Below are 17440 nucleotides of genomic sequence, written 5' to 3'. Positions count from 1 at the left end.
TATTAAGTTATGTAATAATTAATTACTTTAATAAAGTACAGATTTATCAAAATAATTAATTATAATTGTTTAACAATTAAAAATGAGAGTATTATCTCTCATTTATATTTTATTAAATCTAACCATTAACTTGATACGCCCTTTAATTGCTCTTTATTTAAAATCATTTTTTATAAGTAATTTTTAATTTAAGTTATACAATAAATCTATTACAGTAATATAAACAAAATAATATATTGATTAATAAATTTGCTATAATTTTATTATAATTTATTTTGAAAAATGTTAGGAGTAAAAATATGAAGATTGGTATAATAACAGATTCATCAACTGGATTTTCACTTGAAGAAATGAAAAAATATCCTGAACTAACAGTTGTTCCGTTAATTATCAGTGACCCTAAAGGTATAGTTTATGAAGATGATAATCAAGAAATTGACAGTGACTCTATATTTCAAAAAATGATTAAAGAACACGCTCATTTAAAAACTAGTCAAACTAACCGTGCTGTCCTTGCTCAATATTGAGAACAAGCGCTAACTAAATACGATAAAATTTTATTTTTACCAATTGCTGATAATGCTTCAGGTCAATATAAAAGTGCTATGGTGTTACAAACAGAAGATAATTTTAAAGATAAAGTTCATGTTTTAGAAACTGGTGCTGCTATGATGCCACTAAAATATATGTCACTAATCGCCTTAAAATTAGCCAAAGAACAAAAAAGCATTGATGACATTTTAAGTGCATTAACTGAATTTCGTAAAAATTATGAATGTTTCATTGCCCCTAATGACTTAAAATTTTTATCTCGCGGTGGTAGATTACCAAAAACAAAAGCGCTGATGGGAAATATTCTAAAATTTAAACCTATTTTGAAATGCAAAGAACAAATCATCATGGCTAAAACCGTTAGAACCTTAAGTGGCGCCATGGATAAAATACTAGAAACTATTGTTAATATCAAAAATGCAACCAAAGAAACTATTTATATTATTGATGGTTGATGTGATAAAAAAGTTCTTGAAATTGCTATTAGTAAAGTGCAACAATTAGGATTTACTAAATATAAGATTGAACCACTATGTAATATTTTAAAAACTCATACTGGTAATAATACAATTGGTTTCACCTTACTTCCTAATCAATGAATAACAGAAGTATAAACCACATATATTAAAAACAGAAAGTTAAACTTTCTGTTTTTAAATACCCCACTATCCCTTTTTAACAGGTGGCACATATAAAGTTGTTGATAAATCATAAAATTTACCTTTAATAATATAAACAATAGTTTCGCAAATATTAACTAAATGGTCACCTAGCCGTTCAATATACTTTAGTTGTTGCATAGCTGATGTATATTGCGAAAACTGTTCTTCATTTTTATTTTTTTTAAACATACTAACAATATTGTTTATTGATTCACGAAAATGAACATCAATATATGCATCAAACTCAGCTGCTTCATATGCTTTTTTAATATCATTCGTATCAATCGCTTGCGCAATTAAATCCATCATCGTAAAGGTTTTTTTCATCAATCCCGCTAATTGTGAAGTTAACTTTGTTTCAGGTCGATATTTAACATTAAAAACCGATATATTTTTCGCATAGTTAGAGATACGTTCTAAATCGCGAATGATATTCATATATCCAATAATAGTTCTTAAATCACGAGCAAAAGGATTTTGTTGAGCAATATTTCACACAGCAGTAATCGTTAAACTTTCAGCAATATTTCTAATTTCTTTGTCAGTTTGAATGATTTTTTTAGAAAAATCATAATCACTATTTTCCATAGCCACAAGGGCATCTTCATGCTCTTTTTTAACTTCTGTTAATAAACTTAATAAATTTTGTTTTAAATTTTCAATATCTAAATCAAATCGTCGATTAATAATATTCATTATTTTCCCCCTTTGCAATACACAATTTAATTATAGTTTGTTTTAACCAAATCTACCAGTAATATAATCCTCAGTTCTTTTATCTTTAGGACGTGAAAAGATTTTTTTTGTATCATTATATTCTATTACTTCACCGTTTAAAAAGAAAGCAGTCTTGTCAGAAATCCGTGCTGCTTGCTGCATGGAATGGGTAACAATAATAATAGTAAAATCATTTTTTAAATCATTCATTAAATCTTCAATTTTAGCAGCGGCAATGGGATCTAGCGCCGAGGTTGGTTCATCCATTAGTAACACCTCAGGTTTTAGAGCAATAGCACGAGCAATACATAAACGCTGTTGTTGACCACCTGATAATGATAACGCTGAGTCATATAAATTCTTGGCTACTTCATCTCATAAGGCTGCTTTTTTTAATGAGTCCTCAACAATTTGATTTAAGATTTTCTTATTTCTAATACCTTGGTTTCTAGGACCATACGCAATATTATCATAAATTGACATTGGAAAAGGATTTGGTTTTTGAAAAACCATTCCGACTTTAGTGCGTAATAAAATAATATTTTTTTTATTTTCATAAATGTTTTGGTTATTAAAGATAACTTCACCATTAATTTTAATACCATCAATTAAATCATTCATCCGATTTAATGTTCGTAGTAATGTTGATTTTCCACAACCACTTGGTCCAATAAAGGCTGTAACTTGGTGACGAATGATATTTAAATTAATGTTAAATAACGCTTGTTTTTGACCATTATTATAGAAGAAATTTAAATTGTTGATATTAAAAACATAACTTTCTGGCAATAGTTCTTTTTCTTTTTTGATTGAAGATTTAGTTTTTATGATGGCACTATTAGTAACTATTGGTGGTTGTTCAATAACTACTGGCATTAGGTTTTGTTGTTTAAAGATGTTTTTAATTTTTTTAAATCAGTTTTTAATTTTAACAATTACTTTTTCATTTCACTTTTGAGTTGTTTTTTGGTCTGACGTTTGTTGTGGTGTTTGTTCTTCATTGCTGTTATTTTTTCCTTGATTAGTTCCATCGAACATTTTGTTTTCACCCCCACTCCTGTTGTTAAACTTTTTTCAAAATGTTTTGCTAAGAAATTTAAAATAAATATTAAGGCCACCGTTATTAACGCAGTTTGGTACATCATTCCTAGTTTATTAGGGTCATTTGATTCTTTATTAATTAGTAAAATATGAGTCGTTAAAGTTTGACCCGAACTTAGAAATCCTTTGTTAGGAAATCCAACTGTACTTCCTAATGTTAAATATACTGGTGCTGATTCTCCAACAATTCTTCCCATTGATAAAATCATACTCGTAACAATCCCACCAATCGCATTCGGAATTACTACTTTTCTAATGGTTTCAAACTTACTAGCACCTAATGCTAATGAAGCTTCACGATATTCCACAGGTACTGATTTTAGCGTATCTTCTACTGCTCTAATAATAAGTGGTAATACAACAATTGTCAACGTTAAACCTGCCGTAATGGCACTAAAACTCATTCCTAAAAAAACAATAAATAAACTAAAACCAAACATTCCAAAAATAATGGATGGCGTTGATGCTAAAGTGTTTAAAACAAATCGTAAAATCCCTCCAAATTTATTATCTTTAGCATATTCATGTAAGTAAATGGCACCAATAATGCCCAATGGCATGGCAATGGTAATTGCTGTTAAGACTAATAAGCACGTCATAGCGACAATTGATAAATATCCCTCATCACCCGTTGTTTGGAATAATGCCAGAAAATTAAAATTGAAAGCACCACTACCAGCAGTACCACTAATATTAAATATCCCATTAATAATAATATCACCAATAATTCAAACAATTAAACCCATAGTAATAAAACAAGAAATACTCATGAAAAAAAGTCGAACATAATCTTTAAACTGTTTTCACTGACGATTTTTAATACTCTTTTCATGAATGCTATTAGTCATTTGTTGATTAGATAACTTTAAAGTTTTTAAATAATAGTTACGTGGTTTATGATGACCTTTTAATTTCTTTTCTGTACGTTTATAAATTAATAATACTACTACATTAATAACTGAAACGATAATAAATAAAAATAAACCAATGCCATATAATGCTGATATTTGTTGAGAACTAACAGCTTCACCAATTTCTAGTCCGATTACCCCTGCTAATGTGGAGACGGAACTGAAAATAAATCCTAAAGGACCATCTTTAAAATTAGGAACTAAAGTACTATTACCAGCAATCATAACAACAGCCATCGTTTCACCAATTACGCGCCCAAAACCAAAGATAACTGCTCCAATAATTTTCGGAAGTGCTGCTTTAAAAACAACTTTAAAACTAGTATGAGTATGACTAATACCTAAAGCTAATGATGCGTAACGATACGACTTAGGAACACTATTAATCGCATTCACAGATAAAGAAATAATAGTTGGTAGTGCCATCATTGATAAGATAAAACTAGCAGTCATCATATTTTCTTTAGTGGGAGCACCCATTTTGACAAAAATGGGACCAATGGTCATTAATCCAAACGCACCAAAGACAACAGAAGGAATACCTGATAATAACTCAACTAATGTTAAAGTTACCTTTTTTAGTCGTCGTGGTAAAAACTCACAAATAAATAATGATGTTAATAAACTTAATGGTACAGCAATTAACATCGAAATTAATGCTACTCAAAATGTTGCGACCACAAAGGCAATTACACCAAAACTATTGCCGCTAGGTAACCATTTGCTGCTGCCCAACATTTTTAATCAAGTTAAAAAACTCATATCGCTAAATGTTTGACCAACAACAAAACCAATTAATAAAGCCAGAGCAATTAAAGCTAATGATGATAAACCTAAAATCGTAATTTTAACAATTAAATCTTGAATATGTTTTTTTTGTTCACTAATGACAACATTTTTTACTTCATAATTTTTATTAAAACGATTGAATGTTATTTTGTGTCAAAAGTTTTGAAAAGACTTGGGTTTCATTGACTATACCTCTGGAAACTTCTTTAATCATGTATCTAATTTATTATTCACACCACTAGGATCATCTAATGGTACTGCTGCTTGGGCATAGTTAGCTTCACTAAAAGCAGCATCAACAATATGATGATTGGGATCAGATGGGTAAAACAAGAACTTTAAAAATTTAACTAATGTATTGATTTGTTTATATTTTTCATTAATTACTCCAGTAAAGGGTCGTGCTAATCCATATCTTTTGTGACTAATATTATCTAGTGTTGGAATAGTATGTTCTCAATTACCCATATAAACATTAGCAAACGAAGGATTACTATCTAACTGTTTTTTGTCAGAATAAGAACTATAACCAATACCACCAGGTGCCATACTAAACATTTGGGTACTTGAATTGACAGTTGTGGCTTGCGGATAATATGCTGTTTTATCACCTAATACTTTTTCATTAAAAACATCACGGGTTCCCGAACCATTTTCGCGCGTATAAGTTGTAACTTTTAAAGTTGAAGTTGGCTTAACCCATCCTTCATTTGGATGAGCAGGGTCTTGGGGAAATAAATCTTTTCAATAAACATTACCATTTGTTAAATACATTTTTTTAACAATTTCTTGGTTAAAGTTCAATGGATTATCATTCCCCAGTTCAGATGGTGGTAAATTATAAACTAAAATCATCCCATCAAGTGACAATACAAAACTAATCTGGTTTGGATTACTAGTAGTATATTCTTTTGATAATCATCCAATACCAAACATGCCTTTATCAACGGGAATAATAGCTGCATCAGAACCCAAACTATTATATGTAAAATCAGCATCTTTATGATTTTCTGGATAACCATCCATTAAAGTGTGCATTAATGGTGAAACAGAAGTTGAACCACCCATAATAAAATAAGGTTTATTATTAACAAATGTGACAATAAAAATAATAAGCATTGTCATAATTCATAATGAACCTAAGATTCGTTTTTGTCACATATATACATTCACCTAAGCTTTGAACTTTAATTATTATATAAACGTATTATAACAAGATAATTAACAAAAATTAAAAAAATATTACAATTTTAAACTCATTAATCAATAAAAAATATGCTTTTATATAAAATAAATTGTAGCAGAAATATCAATGATAAAATAAACTATGCTTTCAATTCTTGGTGATAATTAAAAAATGTTAGGAACTAATTCCTAACATTTTTATCCTCACATAATTCTAAAGACTAAAAGCAATTATTATTTACTATTACCTAAAGCATTATTTCTCTTTAAAGTTTTTAAAGTACGAGCACTAATCATTAAAGTTTTTCCACCAATTTTTACTGGTTGTAAGTTTGGGTTTCATTTTCTTTTAGAAGAGTTCATTGCGTGTGAACGCGTATTTCCAGAAAGTGGACCAATGCCACTTAATGCACATTTTCTTGACATAGTTTTTTCTCCTTATTAATGTTTTAACTAATAAATAATATCATATTTATTTATAATTTAGTAAAAAAAATAAATAAATTTCTTTTTAAAATTCCTGTATCTTAAAACATGTCTTTTCGTTTTTTATTTTTGATTAGACAACATTTCTAATAAGTCCAACATTTTCATGTACTTCATCATTAAATTGATTTACTGCTTCTATATCAAAATCAGAACCATGACCACTATCAATATCATTATCAATAATGATGATTATTTGGTTTGCAAATCTATTATTATTTTGATTATTTACTTCATTAGGACAAAATTTATCAATTAATAAGTTGCATAAATTTAAACAACTGCCTACTAAACTTCCGAAAAATCATCCTCCTATGGCAGAAAAAAATGTTTTGTCTAAGTTTGTGTTACCTATAATTTGATTAGGAATATTATCTGCTAATAAATATCCAGACATTCCTCCTACTGCTGCACCAATTACTCCACTATACACTAGTAATTTTATATTAAAGTTATTTGATTCATTTTGATTACTGTTTGGCATATATAATCATCTCTTTCTTTTAAATCTTAAAAACTAAAATCCAATGCTTAAAAAACAAACAATGGGTTAAAAACTATATTTAGTTCACTATTAATTATAGTTAGTAATTTTTAATTATCTAAAATCATGATTATTTACACTTAATTTAGAAATTAATATTAAAGTATGGCATTGTTATGCCTATTGATAATCTACTAATCCTTACTACTGTACAAAAGCATAAGCAGCAAAATAACCAATAAATAAAACATCAAGCATATAAGTAATGATGTGAACATCCTTATATTTCTTATTAACTAATGCTGTTAAAGTATAGGCCAAATAACCAATCGCAATCCCATTAGTAATTGAATAAGTGATAATCATCGTAATAATTGTGAAAAAAGCAGCAATACTAATTTCAGGAATTACTCATTCAATATCTTTTAATTGTTTTATCATTAAACTACCAACAAAAATTAAACAAGAACCAGATATACAAGGTGTAATCAATTTAAATAATGGATATAAAACAATAGCCACTAAAAACATGATTGCTATTATTAATGATGAAAAACCAGTTCTTGCTCCTTGTGCAACACCAGTTGATGACTCTACATAAGTAGTAATTGGCGAACAACCAATTAAACTACCAGTAAGTGTACCAAAAGAATCAGCCATTAAAGCATTTTTCTTTAATTGATAATTAATACCAGTTTGGTCACTAATTTGATGAGAAATTGAATATAAAGTACCGGTAGTATCAAAAAAAGATACGAATAAAAACACAAATATAGCAATATACATGGTTGGTGAAGTTCAAATTTTAGGATTACTAATAGCATGATAAGTATTACTAAAATTAATTTTTCATGAACTAAAATCACTATAACTTCAATTTGTTCAATGGGCAAAGTTTGCTTTAATAAACTCACTTTTCCCAACATTACCAATGATTAAAGATATTACTAACCCACATAGGATGGCAATCGCAATCGCACCAGGTATTTTTTTAAAATACAAAATAAAAATTAAACTTAAAATAGCAACTCCTATTAATATTAATGGCCAAGTGTTTTTTAACTGTGACAGTGAAGCAATTGGCAAACCACTATCACTAGCACTTACTAAACCAATATCCTTAAAACCAATGTAAGCAATAAAAAAACCAATTCCAGTACCAATTGCTAGTTTCATTGATTGTGGTATTGATTGCATAATTAATATTCTAATTTTAGTAGCTGATACTAAACAAAATAAAAGTGCAGAAATCATTACGGCAATTAAAGCACCTTCATAGCCAATGCCGTTTTTGGCAACATTAAAGGTAAACACGGCATTTAAACCCATGCTTGGTGCTAATCCAACAGGCAAATTAGCAGATAGTCCCATAATGACTGTTCCAACAAAGGGAGCAATTGCCGTGGCAATAAAGATACCACCAAAGTTCATGTTTCCATTAGCTGGATTAATACTTGGCGATTGTGAAAGAATACTTGGTTGTACTGATAAAATATAGACCATCGCTAAAAAGGTTGTTAAACCACCAATAATTTCTTTTTTAAAAGTAGCATTAACACTATCAAATTTAAAAAATTTACTAATTTGTTTTTTATAAAACATTTTGTCCTCCTAATCTTTATAAAAAATAAAAATCAACATTTCCTCAGAAGTAATGTTGATTTTTATTTATGAAAAAAATTCATAAATAAACCCATAGTGTTTAAATTTTTGGTTAAACGTAGATACAATAGTCCATATTACTAGCTTATAAGGGTAAAAGATTGTTTAGATTTTATAGTTATTTTATACTATATAATTATTTTAAAGTCAATAAGTGGGATTGAAAAGTAATTATTTTTTATCAGTTACATCAGTATTGCTAACATAAGTCTTTCCAACAGTAAATCCATTGTCAATTAATTTTTGTAAATCTGTTTTATACTTATCATCAACATTTGTTTTTAAAGTAATTTTAATTGTTACTGGTTTATTACCTTCAGTACTTATTTGTGTTTTATCATCATTACTAATTTCTTCACCATCGTATCATACCGCAAAATCAGCAATGGCAGCAGCACTATCATCATTGCTTAATTGATAAGTATTTTTTAAATAACTATGAAGATTATCAAAAATTGTTTTTCCTGTAGCTGCATTTTGAATAACAAAATCGTTTTTAATAATTCCAAAATAAACATTAATATTTAGTGGTGGCATGTTAGTTACACCAGAAATAGCAGCAGCAAGTGGATCATGACCTAAAAAGTTTTTTGAACCAGGTAATCAACTAACATTAACTGATGCACTATTAGTTTTATCAGGCAGTGTAACAATTAAATAATTATTTACTTCTTCACTACTAAATGATTTTAATTGATCTTGATTTTGGTCAATAATTGCTTGTTTGATTGTTACTAAATTAGTGCTTGCAGGTTTTTTCAAATCAATAGTTTTAATTGCCTTATCAATACTTAGACGATTATCAACATTAATATTAAAATTAAAAGTTACTTTATTAGTAAAAACTTTATGTAAAGTATTATCTGTGGGATTAACATTAGCATCAATAGTTAATTGATTTTTATCAAAAGTTATTACACCGTCTACAAATTGAACTCCTGCAACTAAGTCAGTAAATTCTTGTAATAAAGGATTAGCATCACCAATAAATTCAGTTAAAAATGCTTTAATTGCTATTGCAGAACCTTCTTCTTTAATTTTACCTATTAGTTCTTGTGGTAAATAAACATCACCAATATCGGTATTAGTAAAAATTTGAGCAATATCAAGATTTTTATTTAAAATTACTGGAATGTCTGTTCCTTGATATTGTGACCCTTTTGCTGTAATTGTAGCTGATGTTGCAGGATTATTATCTTGATTAGGCAATGTAACTGTAACATCTTGTAAAGTTAAATTTAAACCATTTAAAGCATTAACTCCATCTAAAACATCCTGTTCCTTAATTTTTGTAGGTACAGGAAATAATCCTTCTAGATTTCTATTAGCATAGACATTTTTTACTGTAATTAATTTTGTTAAATCTTTTGATTCAATACTATTAAAAGTAACATGTAATGTTCCTTTTTTAAAATGAGTATCATATTGGTCAACATTAATAGTAGCTGTTTTATTAGTAATATCTGTTACTTTTAATGTATCATCTTTAATATTAGAATTCTGGTTTTGAAAAGCAGTTAAGATATCACGAGCATCATTTTTAACATCACCTAAGTTAGTAACTTTAACTTCATGGTATAAAAATGGTAATTTACTTTGATCTGCAGGGTTTGTTGGATCTACTTGTGGTTTATTAGAACATGCAACCACATTTGTTGTTGTTATGCTTCCTAAAGTTAGTACACCTAAAAGGCTTAATAATTTTCTCATAATTGTTTTCTCCCTTATATTTAAAATCTATTTTGAAATTTGGAATTTTAGTGTAATATGACCACTATAATATTCCGAATCTTTAACACCACTAAGTTCAGCGCTGTCTTTTGTTGGATTAGTAATGTTTAAATTATTAACAATTTCTGCTAATAAGTCAAGTTGAGTAACGAAATTCTTAATAATAACGTACATTAATATTGTATATGGCCGATTATCAGGAATAATTCCTAAGTCTGGAACTTTGATTACTGACTTAAGGTCAGTTGGGTTTTTTGGTGATTTTTTTAGTTTAACAGTAAAATTAACGGTAATTGAACCATAAAAGTAAGGTTCTTGCTTAGCACTAGTAGGACTAGTTAAAGTTGCTGTACCAGTAACTGGTCTATCATAATTAGGCTTGCCATCAGTTTTAATGGCAATATGATTTAAATATTCATCAGCAATTTCATTAATTTTACTTACTAAGTTCATATTTTTAAAAACACAAGCAATTAAGATAGTTTTATCATTAGTATCATCAATTTGATTTAAGTTAGTGACACTTATATTATCAGCAATATGATGAGAACTAGTAATGGTAATGATAAATTTAGCGTCACCTGGTAGAGTAATGTTTGATTTAATTTCAAACGTATATTGCGCATTACGTTTTAAATCAGAAGCATTTAAATCAGCAATTACCTTTCCATCTTTAGTTCCTGTTCAAGTAGTGGCTGTTTTATCTTTTCAGGGACTATCTTGTAATTTATTTTTAATTGCTGAAAATAAACTAGCAACAGTATCATAATCTTTAATGTTCATAGTAGCAAAGTCAACACCTTGAAATCCAGTAACTTCAATTGGAATTTGAGGTGGTGGAATTGGAATGTTATTTCAATTTGGTTCATTACTACATGCTGTAACATTTAACATAACAGGAGTGCTAGCAATAAATATTGCTAGTACTTTTATTAATTTTTTCATTAATTATATCCTCCTTTAAATCGCAGTAATAACGTCTAAACTATTAACTTTAGTCATAATTTTTCAACTCATTAAATAAGCTAAAGAATATAATAAATAACTAATAACAATAGAAATAAGTGGTAATCACCATTTCATAATTAAAGGAATAACAATAGCATGATGCAATAAGAAACTGGTACCAAATAATAATAAACCTCATCCGAAAAGAAAACCAATAATGGTTGTTAAAACAACAATTGGAAAGTAAATTCCTAATACTAATTTAGTAATAGATTTATTACTATATCCTAAAACTTTCATTGTGGAAATAACTTTTAAATTCTCAGCAATAATGACATTACTTGTTAAAATAATTATTAATAAAGCAAGCAAACAAGCAATAATAATTGCAACAAATAAGATAGTATTAATAATTTGATAAATATGTTGTAAGATTCCTTGTGCTGTTGTGATGGGTAATAAATTATTAACACTACTAATTTTATAAGCATTATATTGGTTACCACTAATATCACTGCCACCAACTAAACCATTAACTGAGTAATCACCATAAACTTGACTAGTACTAATACCATTAGTTAAATCATCAATGACATTAGATTGTGATAATTTATAATTAAAAACAGGATATTCGTTATTAAAGATTTGTTGTCATATGTTAATAATGGGATCATTAACTGATTTACTTATGAAATCATTATATTTTGCTTGATAATCAACTAGATTATTAGTTGCAAAACCACTACTATTTAAAACTTGGACTTGAGATTTGACGGTTTGTGAAGCATTAACATCGTATGGTTTAGTTCATTCTTTTAAGAATATTTGAAATAAAGTAGGTTTAATTTCGTTATAACCTGCTACTTTTTCTGCTTGTGTTTCTTTAACTCAAGCTTTATTATCACCATACTGATTAGTAATTCCTTTCACAACATAAGTGCTATTAGCAAGTACTTTTTCACTATTAATGATTAAAGAACCTGATGAAGCATCTTTTTCTACTGAAGTAGCTGTTACTGGAGTTGGATTAGTTGGATTAATATTTGATTTTAAAACAAAATCTTGATTATTATTAACAATATCTTTATTAATTCAATTGACATTATCGTTAAGATGACTCCCTGATAAAGTGCTATATAAGTATTTACTATTAGTGTAACTATCATTACCTAGCGGGTCACTTGCACTTAATTCTCTCGTATCCCAGCTATTTGGATTAATTATTTGATTGTTTTGTTTTAAAACATTACGCGATTGGTTTAAAGTAATCGTTTGACCAACGGCAACATTTAATAATTTGGCTAAACTAGCATTAAGAATAATGCCATTATCATCACTATTATATAGTTGTAATAATAAGTCATCACTACTATTGTTAGTTAATTTTTGAGTTTTACTATTTTGTTTAATACCGTAAACTTTAAAATTTTGGTTACTATAACTAGCATTAAAGTAAGTGCCTAAATCATCGTTAACAGGATTATAAGGAACAACACCAAATAAAATATTGTAATTAGCATTGGGATTTTTAAAATTCTGCGCAATTGTTGCTCGTAAACTGTCGGGGGCTTGGCTGTAAATCCCTTGCATAAATCCTTGTTCAATATTATTAATGAAATAAGCCTTGTATCAATTATAAATATCATATGTTAACCTTTCTACTGTATCATAACCAGTAACTGGGTCATTAACAATTTGGCTAAAAGGTGTATAAACATTTTTTTCATCTGTTAAATGACCATCTGTTAAATCATTACCAGGTAGAATACCTTTATTAAGATATTCAAGACTTGTAAAAAAATCATCAGGATTATCATTAATTTTAATGGCACTTTTATCAGAAGAGAAGTACTTTGGATTTTGGAGGTCTAAACCAATAGTAGTACGATATTTTAAATAAAAACTTCTTAATAAATCTAATTGTTTAACATTTTTTTGAGCATCTGGATAAGTTCCAACAATTGTTTCAACTGATGATTTATTATTAAAATTATCTAAACCCATGCTATGATAATCACTTCAAATGCTACTAATAATGATTGGTGTTAGGATTTGTGATGTTTGGGGAATCGTAATTTTATTACTTGTTAAATATTGTTTGCTAATGTTTTTATATAATAGACTAGTTAAATCAGTAGCATTAAAAGTGGGACTGTAAGTTTCACTATTAATTTTTCCTGTTTGATATTGATTCATTAATTGATCTAAATTATCAATCATGTTGGTATTACCATCTGCAAAGTGCATATAATAACTATTATCATTAGTAGTTCATGCTGGTTGTGATGGATCATAGGTTTTATAAAAGCTAGTTGGAATATTATAGGTAGGATTATAATATTCAATCTTGGTTTGATAATTATCACCTATATATGAATATTTCAAATTATCTTGTAAAATCATGGGAATCGTGGTGGTTGCTGCTATTAAAGCAGTAACAACAATCATTGTTAATGATACTCCTGTCATTTTTCCAATTGAATTACTAAATAAAGCAGCTTTAAAACGACTATTAAAATTATTTTTAAAAGTTATTTTCTTTTTAATTTTTTGTTTAATCATAAAGGTAGCATTAATCATATCACCATTAATCATTACTACTGGATTTTTCAACATCATGATCGCACAAGTAATCGTAGTAACTAAACTTAATAAAATAAAGATAGCAAAAACACAAACCATTAGCGAAGTTATAGTAAAGGCAAATGGTTGAAAAACAAAATTAAAATAATTTTGAAAGAACATCATAACAAACTGCTGTGATGCTAAACCAATTACATACCCACTAATTCCTCCAATTAAAGCAATCATTAACGGATAACTAAAATAACTTAAAATAATATTATGTTTATGATAACCAAGACTTCTTAAAATCCCATTTTGAATTCTTGTATTTTCAATTTGTTTTTTTAATACCAGCACTAAAGCAAAAACTGATAATAATAAAGTTGTACTAATAATTAAATATGAACCTAAAGAAAAAGTTTTTAAAGTTGTTTCTAAAAAGGTAATTCGACTTGCTAAAGAATATTTATGATCATCTTTATATGTCGCTAAAGGATGATTAGCGTCACCAATTTTCACAAAATGTGAACCTAATTTAATTTTGTCAATTTCAACATTTGAATTAAGAAATTGATTAATTCTAGTACTTGTTACTACTGGATTTTTATTATCGTAAAACTTACCAACATAATAAACTTCACGATCACTAGAACTTGATGTTACTAATTGTTGATTAGGATTAGTGCTAATAATATTAACTTTAGAATTATCAGGTAAAGTAATAGTTTTTTGTTCTAATCCAAACAAAATTGGATCAAGATAAACTAAACCTTGATTTTTCATATCAGGAATCGGATGAGTAGCATCAATAATTGGTGTTATTAAATCAGCTGAAGCGCCAAATCCAACAACACGAAATCAATTAGCACTGGCATAAGGGGAATTAGGTAATCATTGATTAATATCTTGTTTTTGATATTTACTAATATCGAGATCATTTTTAACTAGAATGGCATGACCATAATTATCACTTTGTAACCTAATAATATCATTAATCTTAATGTTATTATTAGCAGCAAATTTAGAATTCAAATAAACTCATCGTTCTGAATAACGATTAACAGCTTGTTGGTACTTACTTCATAAACTTAAAGGCATGCCTTGCGTCACAATAAACTTATCAGTTTGTTGTTCTGGATTTAAAGTAACAGCTTTTAAAATTTTTTGATTATTATTACCAGCATAAAAAGTTCTTGCTTCTACTCGGCCATAAGTAAAACTATCTATGGCATTATTTGTTTTTAATTTTTGATTAATATCATCAAGCACGGCATTTTGACGTTCTTCTAAATTACTGACATTAGTAAAGTTATCTTTCCCATCAACAACATAACTAGTGTTAGAAAAATCAACAATAAAATCGTGTTGATTACTTTGCTCAGCAGCAATAAAATCATTATAACTATTAGTAACACGCGTTTTAGAAGTTTCAATAATACTAAAAACTAGTGAAGATAAAAAAACTAAAATAACTAAACTAACTAGTTGAATTTTATTTTTGGTTGTATTTTTAAAGTTATTTTTAAATAACAATTTAATTTTAATCATATACTTCTCCCTATTTTAAAAACGATTGGACTGTTAAAACAGGGATAATGCCAGGTGCACAAGCCTTTTTAGTATTATTTAATTTTTGTGATTTACGAAAAATTTCTAATCATTGTAAAGCATTGACTAAAATATAATTTACCTTGAAATTAATCAATAATTTTAAAGTAAATGATTTTAAATTAAATAACAATTTTAGTTTTATTTTTTTTATTAAAATCAAAAATAGTTGAAATGACTTTTTAATTGAAATATTAATTTTTATTTTCTTATATAATTTACTAATAAAATTAGAAAAATTTACTAAAAAAGTATAAAATATTACACTTAATAGTAATACTGCCAAGTTAATAATTAGAAAACTTCTAATCAGTGGTGATAAAGTTTGTGATATATTATTAATAAAAGAAATTTTTAAAACTAAAATAATTATAAAATGAACTAGTAAAACAATTAAAACTATTAGCAACAAATAATTTAATTTACCTTTGATTTGTAAGTCTTTTTTTATTTTTAAGGATAAAATTTTAATTTTTTTATTAATTTTTGATAAATAAACTAAAAAAACGACAATAAAAATCATACTAACAATTAAATAAACACTCTTTAATTCGCTAATAATTTTTAAAACATTGTTTTGATTATAACAATGAATAATACTAACTTTACAAGCAAAATAAATAATACTTAAACTTATACAAGTATAAAAGAAAATCTTAGAAAATTTAAAATTACTTTTAATCATTTTACTTTCTCCTTAATCAATAAATTCAATAATTTTTACTTTATGTCTGTAACATTATATCAATTTATAACATTATATCAATATTAATTATTCATAGTACATTTTCTTCATTTGCTAAAATAAAAAAGTACGACATATGGTCGTACTTTAAACTTCATAAAGTTAATCATTAATCAAATTCTGATATAGGAAATACATACTTATCAATGGCTTTAGCAACTCCACCACAAGTATTTTTCGTAGTTACATCATAAGCTGCTAATTTTAAGTTAGGATGGCCATTTTTCATAGCAATTCCATATTTTACTCATTGGATTAATTTGTAGTCATTCATTCCATCACCACATGCTAAAACTTCATCAGCTTTAATTCCTCATTTTTTACATAAGAACTGAACTGCTGTTGCTTTATTAACACCAAGTGGATTAATTTCAATAACGCTATGTGAAGATGTGGCAAGTTCTAAATCTTTAATGTCATTTAATTTTTCTAAGATAGGATTAACTTGTTTTTTCTTTTTACAAAATAATAGAATTTTATACATACCTTCAGTAGTAGTTTCATCAATTTGTTTACTTGGTAAGTGATTAAAATTTTCCATAATCTTTACTCGTAATGAACTACGGTTAATAAGCCCTGTTTTATTATCAGTACTATATCCTCATATAGCTAAGTTATTATCATTAGCAAATTTAATAATTGCTTGGATTTGTTCTGTACTTAAAGATTTTTCGTATAAAATATCCATTTTATTTTCTTTAGTAATATCAATAATATTACCACCATTATAACAAATAATATGTCCTGTCTGCTCATGGATTAAACATGCTTTAGCAATATCAATGGTTGAACTAGGAGCTCGCCCAGTGGCAATGATAACTTTAATTCCTTTATCTTGGGTTTTTTGAATAGCTACTAAATTTTTAGGATGTACTTTTCAACGGTTTTTTAATAATGTTCCATCTAAATCAAGAACAATTAACTTAATTGGCATGATTAATTACCTTATTTTCCTTTAGCTTCTTCAATATTACTTGTAATTTGTTGTTCATTTACTAAACCAGAGACACGATTGACAACATTTCCATGTTTATCAAAATAAATTAAAGTGGGAATTGAAGCAATTTCATATTGTTCTGCTAAAGCTTTAGCATGGTCAACATCAACCTTAATGAAGTTAATATTACTATTAGTTTTATCATTAGCTACTTTTTCAAATCTTGGGCCTAATGCTTTGCAAGGTCCACATCATTCTGCAGAGAAATCAATAACTGATACTTTACCAGAGTTTAAAATCTCAGCAACTTGTTTTTTATCATTAATATGTTGTACGCTCATTTTTTTCACTACCTTT

The 17440-nt window shown here is 27.3% G+C and carries 14 protein-coding genes and 1 riboswitch; of the genes, 1 reads left to right on the top strand and 13 read right to left on the bottom strand.

Going from position 1 to position 17440, the window contains the following annotated elements; genetic code table 4:
- The first annotated feature begins 299 nt into the window (after nucleotides 1-299).
- Nucleotides 300-1166 (top strand): DegV family protein, encoded by an 867-nt coding sequence (locus tag RDJ14_RS02150; RefSeq protein ID WP_308149726.1) that lies wholly within the window; start codon nucleotides 300-302, stop codon nucleotides 1164-1166.
- A gap of 51 nt (nucleotides 1167-1217) precedes the next feature.
- Here the strand turns inward: RDJ14_RS02150 and phoU are convergent, their stop codons facing one another.
- The 13 genes from phoU to trxA all read right to left on the bottom strand — a co-directional run bounded on the left by phoU (nucleotide 1218) and on the right by trxA (nucleotide 17424).
- Entirely contained in the window at nucleotides 1218-1910 is a 693-nt protein-coding gene (gene phoU, locus RDJ14_RS02145; protein ID WP_308149725.1) for a phosphate signaling complex protein PhoU, read from the bottom strand.
- Between the two features lie 42 nt (nucleotides 1911-1952).
- Entirely contained in the window at nucleotides 1953-2807 is an 855-nt protein-coding gene (pstB, locus tag RDJ14_RS02140; RefSeq protein ID WP_374047457.1) for a phosphate ABC transporter ATP-binding protein PstB, read from the bottom strand.
- Nucleotides 2808-2866: 59 nt separating this feature from the next.
- Nucleotides 2867-4915 (bottom strand): phosphate ABC transporter permease subunit PstC, encoded by a 2049-nt coding sequence (gene pstC, locus RDJ14_RS02135; protein ID WP_308149724.1) that lies wholly within the window; start codon nucleotides 4913-4915, stop codon nucleotides 2867-2869.
- Nucleotides 4916-4918: 3 nt separating this feature from the next.
- Nucleotides 4919-5893, bottom strand: coding sequence for a substrate-binding domain-containing protein (locus RDJ14_RS02130; protein ID WP_308149723.1), 975 nt, complete (start codon nucleotides 5891-5893; stop codon nucleotides 4919-4921).
- 258 nt (nucleotides 5894-6151) lie between these two features.
- Nucleotides 6152-6343, bottom strand: coding sequence for a 50S ribosomal protein L28 (rpmB, locus tag RDJ14_RS02125; RefSeq protein WP_308149722.1), 192 nt, complete (start codon nucleotides 6341-6343; stop codon nucleotides 6152-6154).
- A gap of 133 nt (nucleotides 6344-6476) precedes the next feature.
- Nucleotides 6477-6887 (bottom strand): hypothetical protein, encoded by a 411-nt coding sequence (locus RDJ14_RS02120; RefSeq protein ID WP_308149721.1) that lies wholly within the window; start codon nucleotides 6885-6887, stop codon nucleotides 6477-6479.
- A 204-nt stretch (nucleotides 6888-7091) separates the two neighbouring features.
- Nucleotides 7092-8489, bottom strand: a complete 1398-nt coding sequence (locus RDJ14_RS02115) for an NCS2 family permease (RefSeq protein ID WP_308149720.1) — start codon at nucleotides 8487-8489, stop codon at nucleotides 7092-7094.
- A 74-nt stretch (nucleotides 8490-8563) separates the two neighbouring features.
- A riboswitch (purine riboswitch) is annotated at nucleotides 8564-8662 on the bottom strand.
- Between the two features lie 58 nt (nucleotides 8663-8720).
- Nucleotides 8721-10259: a lipoprotein gene (locus RDJ14_RS02110; RefSeq protein WP_308149719.1), complete on the bottom strand. Its 1539-nt coding sequence runs from the start codon at nucleotides 10257-10259 to the stop codon at nucleotides 8721-8723.
- Between the two features lie 27 nt (nucleotides 10260-10286).
- Complete coding sequence (locus RDJ14_RS02105) at nucleotides 10287-11225, bottom strand: hypothetical protein (RefSeq protein WP_308149718.1); 939 nt, start codon at nucleotides 11223-11225, stop codon at nucleotides 10287-10289.
- 15 nt (nucleotides 11226-11240) lie between these two features.
- The gene (locus RDJ14_RS02100) at nucleotides 11241-15341 is read right to left on the bottom strand and encodes an ABC transporter permease (protein ID WP_308149717.1); all 4101 of its coding nucleotides are present in this window, start codon (nucleotides 15339-15341) and stop codon (nucleotides 11241-11243) included.
- A gap of 10 nt (nucleotides 15342-15351) precedes the next feature.
- The gene (locus RDJ14_RS02095) at nucleotides 15352-16086 is read right to left on the bottom strand and encodes a hypothetical protein (RefSeq protein WP_308149716.1); all 735 of its coding nucleotides are present in this window, start codon (nucleotides 16084-16086) and stop codon (nucleotides 15352-15354) included.
- 169 nt (nucleotides 16087-16255) lie between these two features.
- The gene (locus tag RDJ14_RS02090; protein WP_308149715.1) at nucleotides 16256-17080 is read right to left on the bottom strand and encodes an HAD family hydrolase; all 825 of its coding nucleotides are present in this window, start codon (nucleotides 17078-17080) and stop codon (nucleotides 16256-16258) included.
- Nucleotides 17081-17091: 11 nt separating this feature from the next.
- Nucleotides 17092-17424 (bottom strand): thioredoxin, encoded by a 333-nt coding sequence (trxA, locus tag RDJ14_RS02085; RefSeq protein ID WP_308149714.1) that lies wholly within the window; start codon nucleotides 17422-17424, stop codon nucleotides 17092-17094.
- Nucleotides 17425-17440: the final 16 nt, after the last annotated feature.

Source organism: Spiroplasma sp. AdecLV25b, from assembly GCF_030913225.1.
Classification (GTDB): Bacteria; Bacillota_I; Bacilli_A; order Mycoplasmatales; family VBWQ01; genus Spiroplasma_E.
This window is presented reverse-complemented; position numbering and strand designations above follow the sequence as displayed.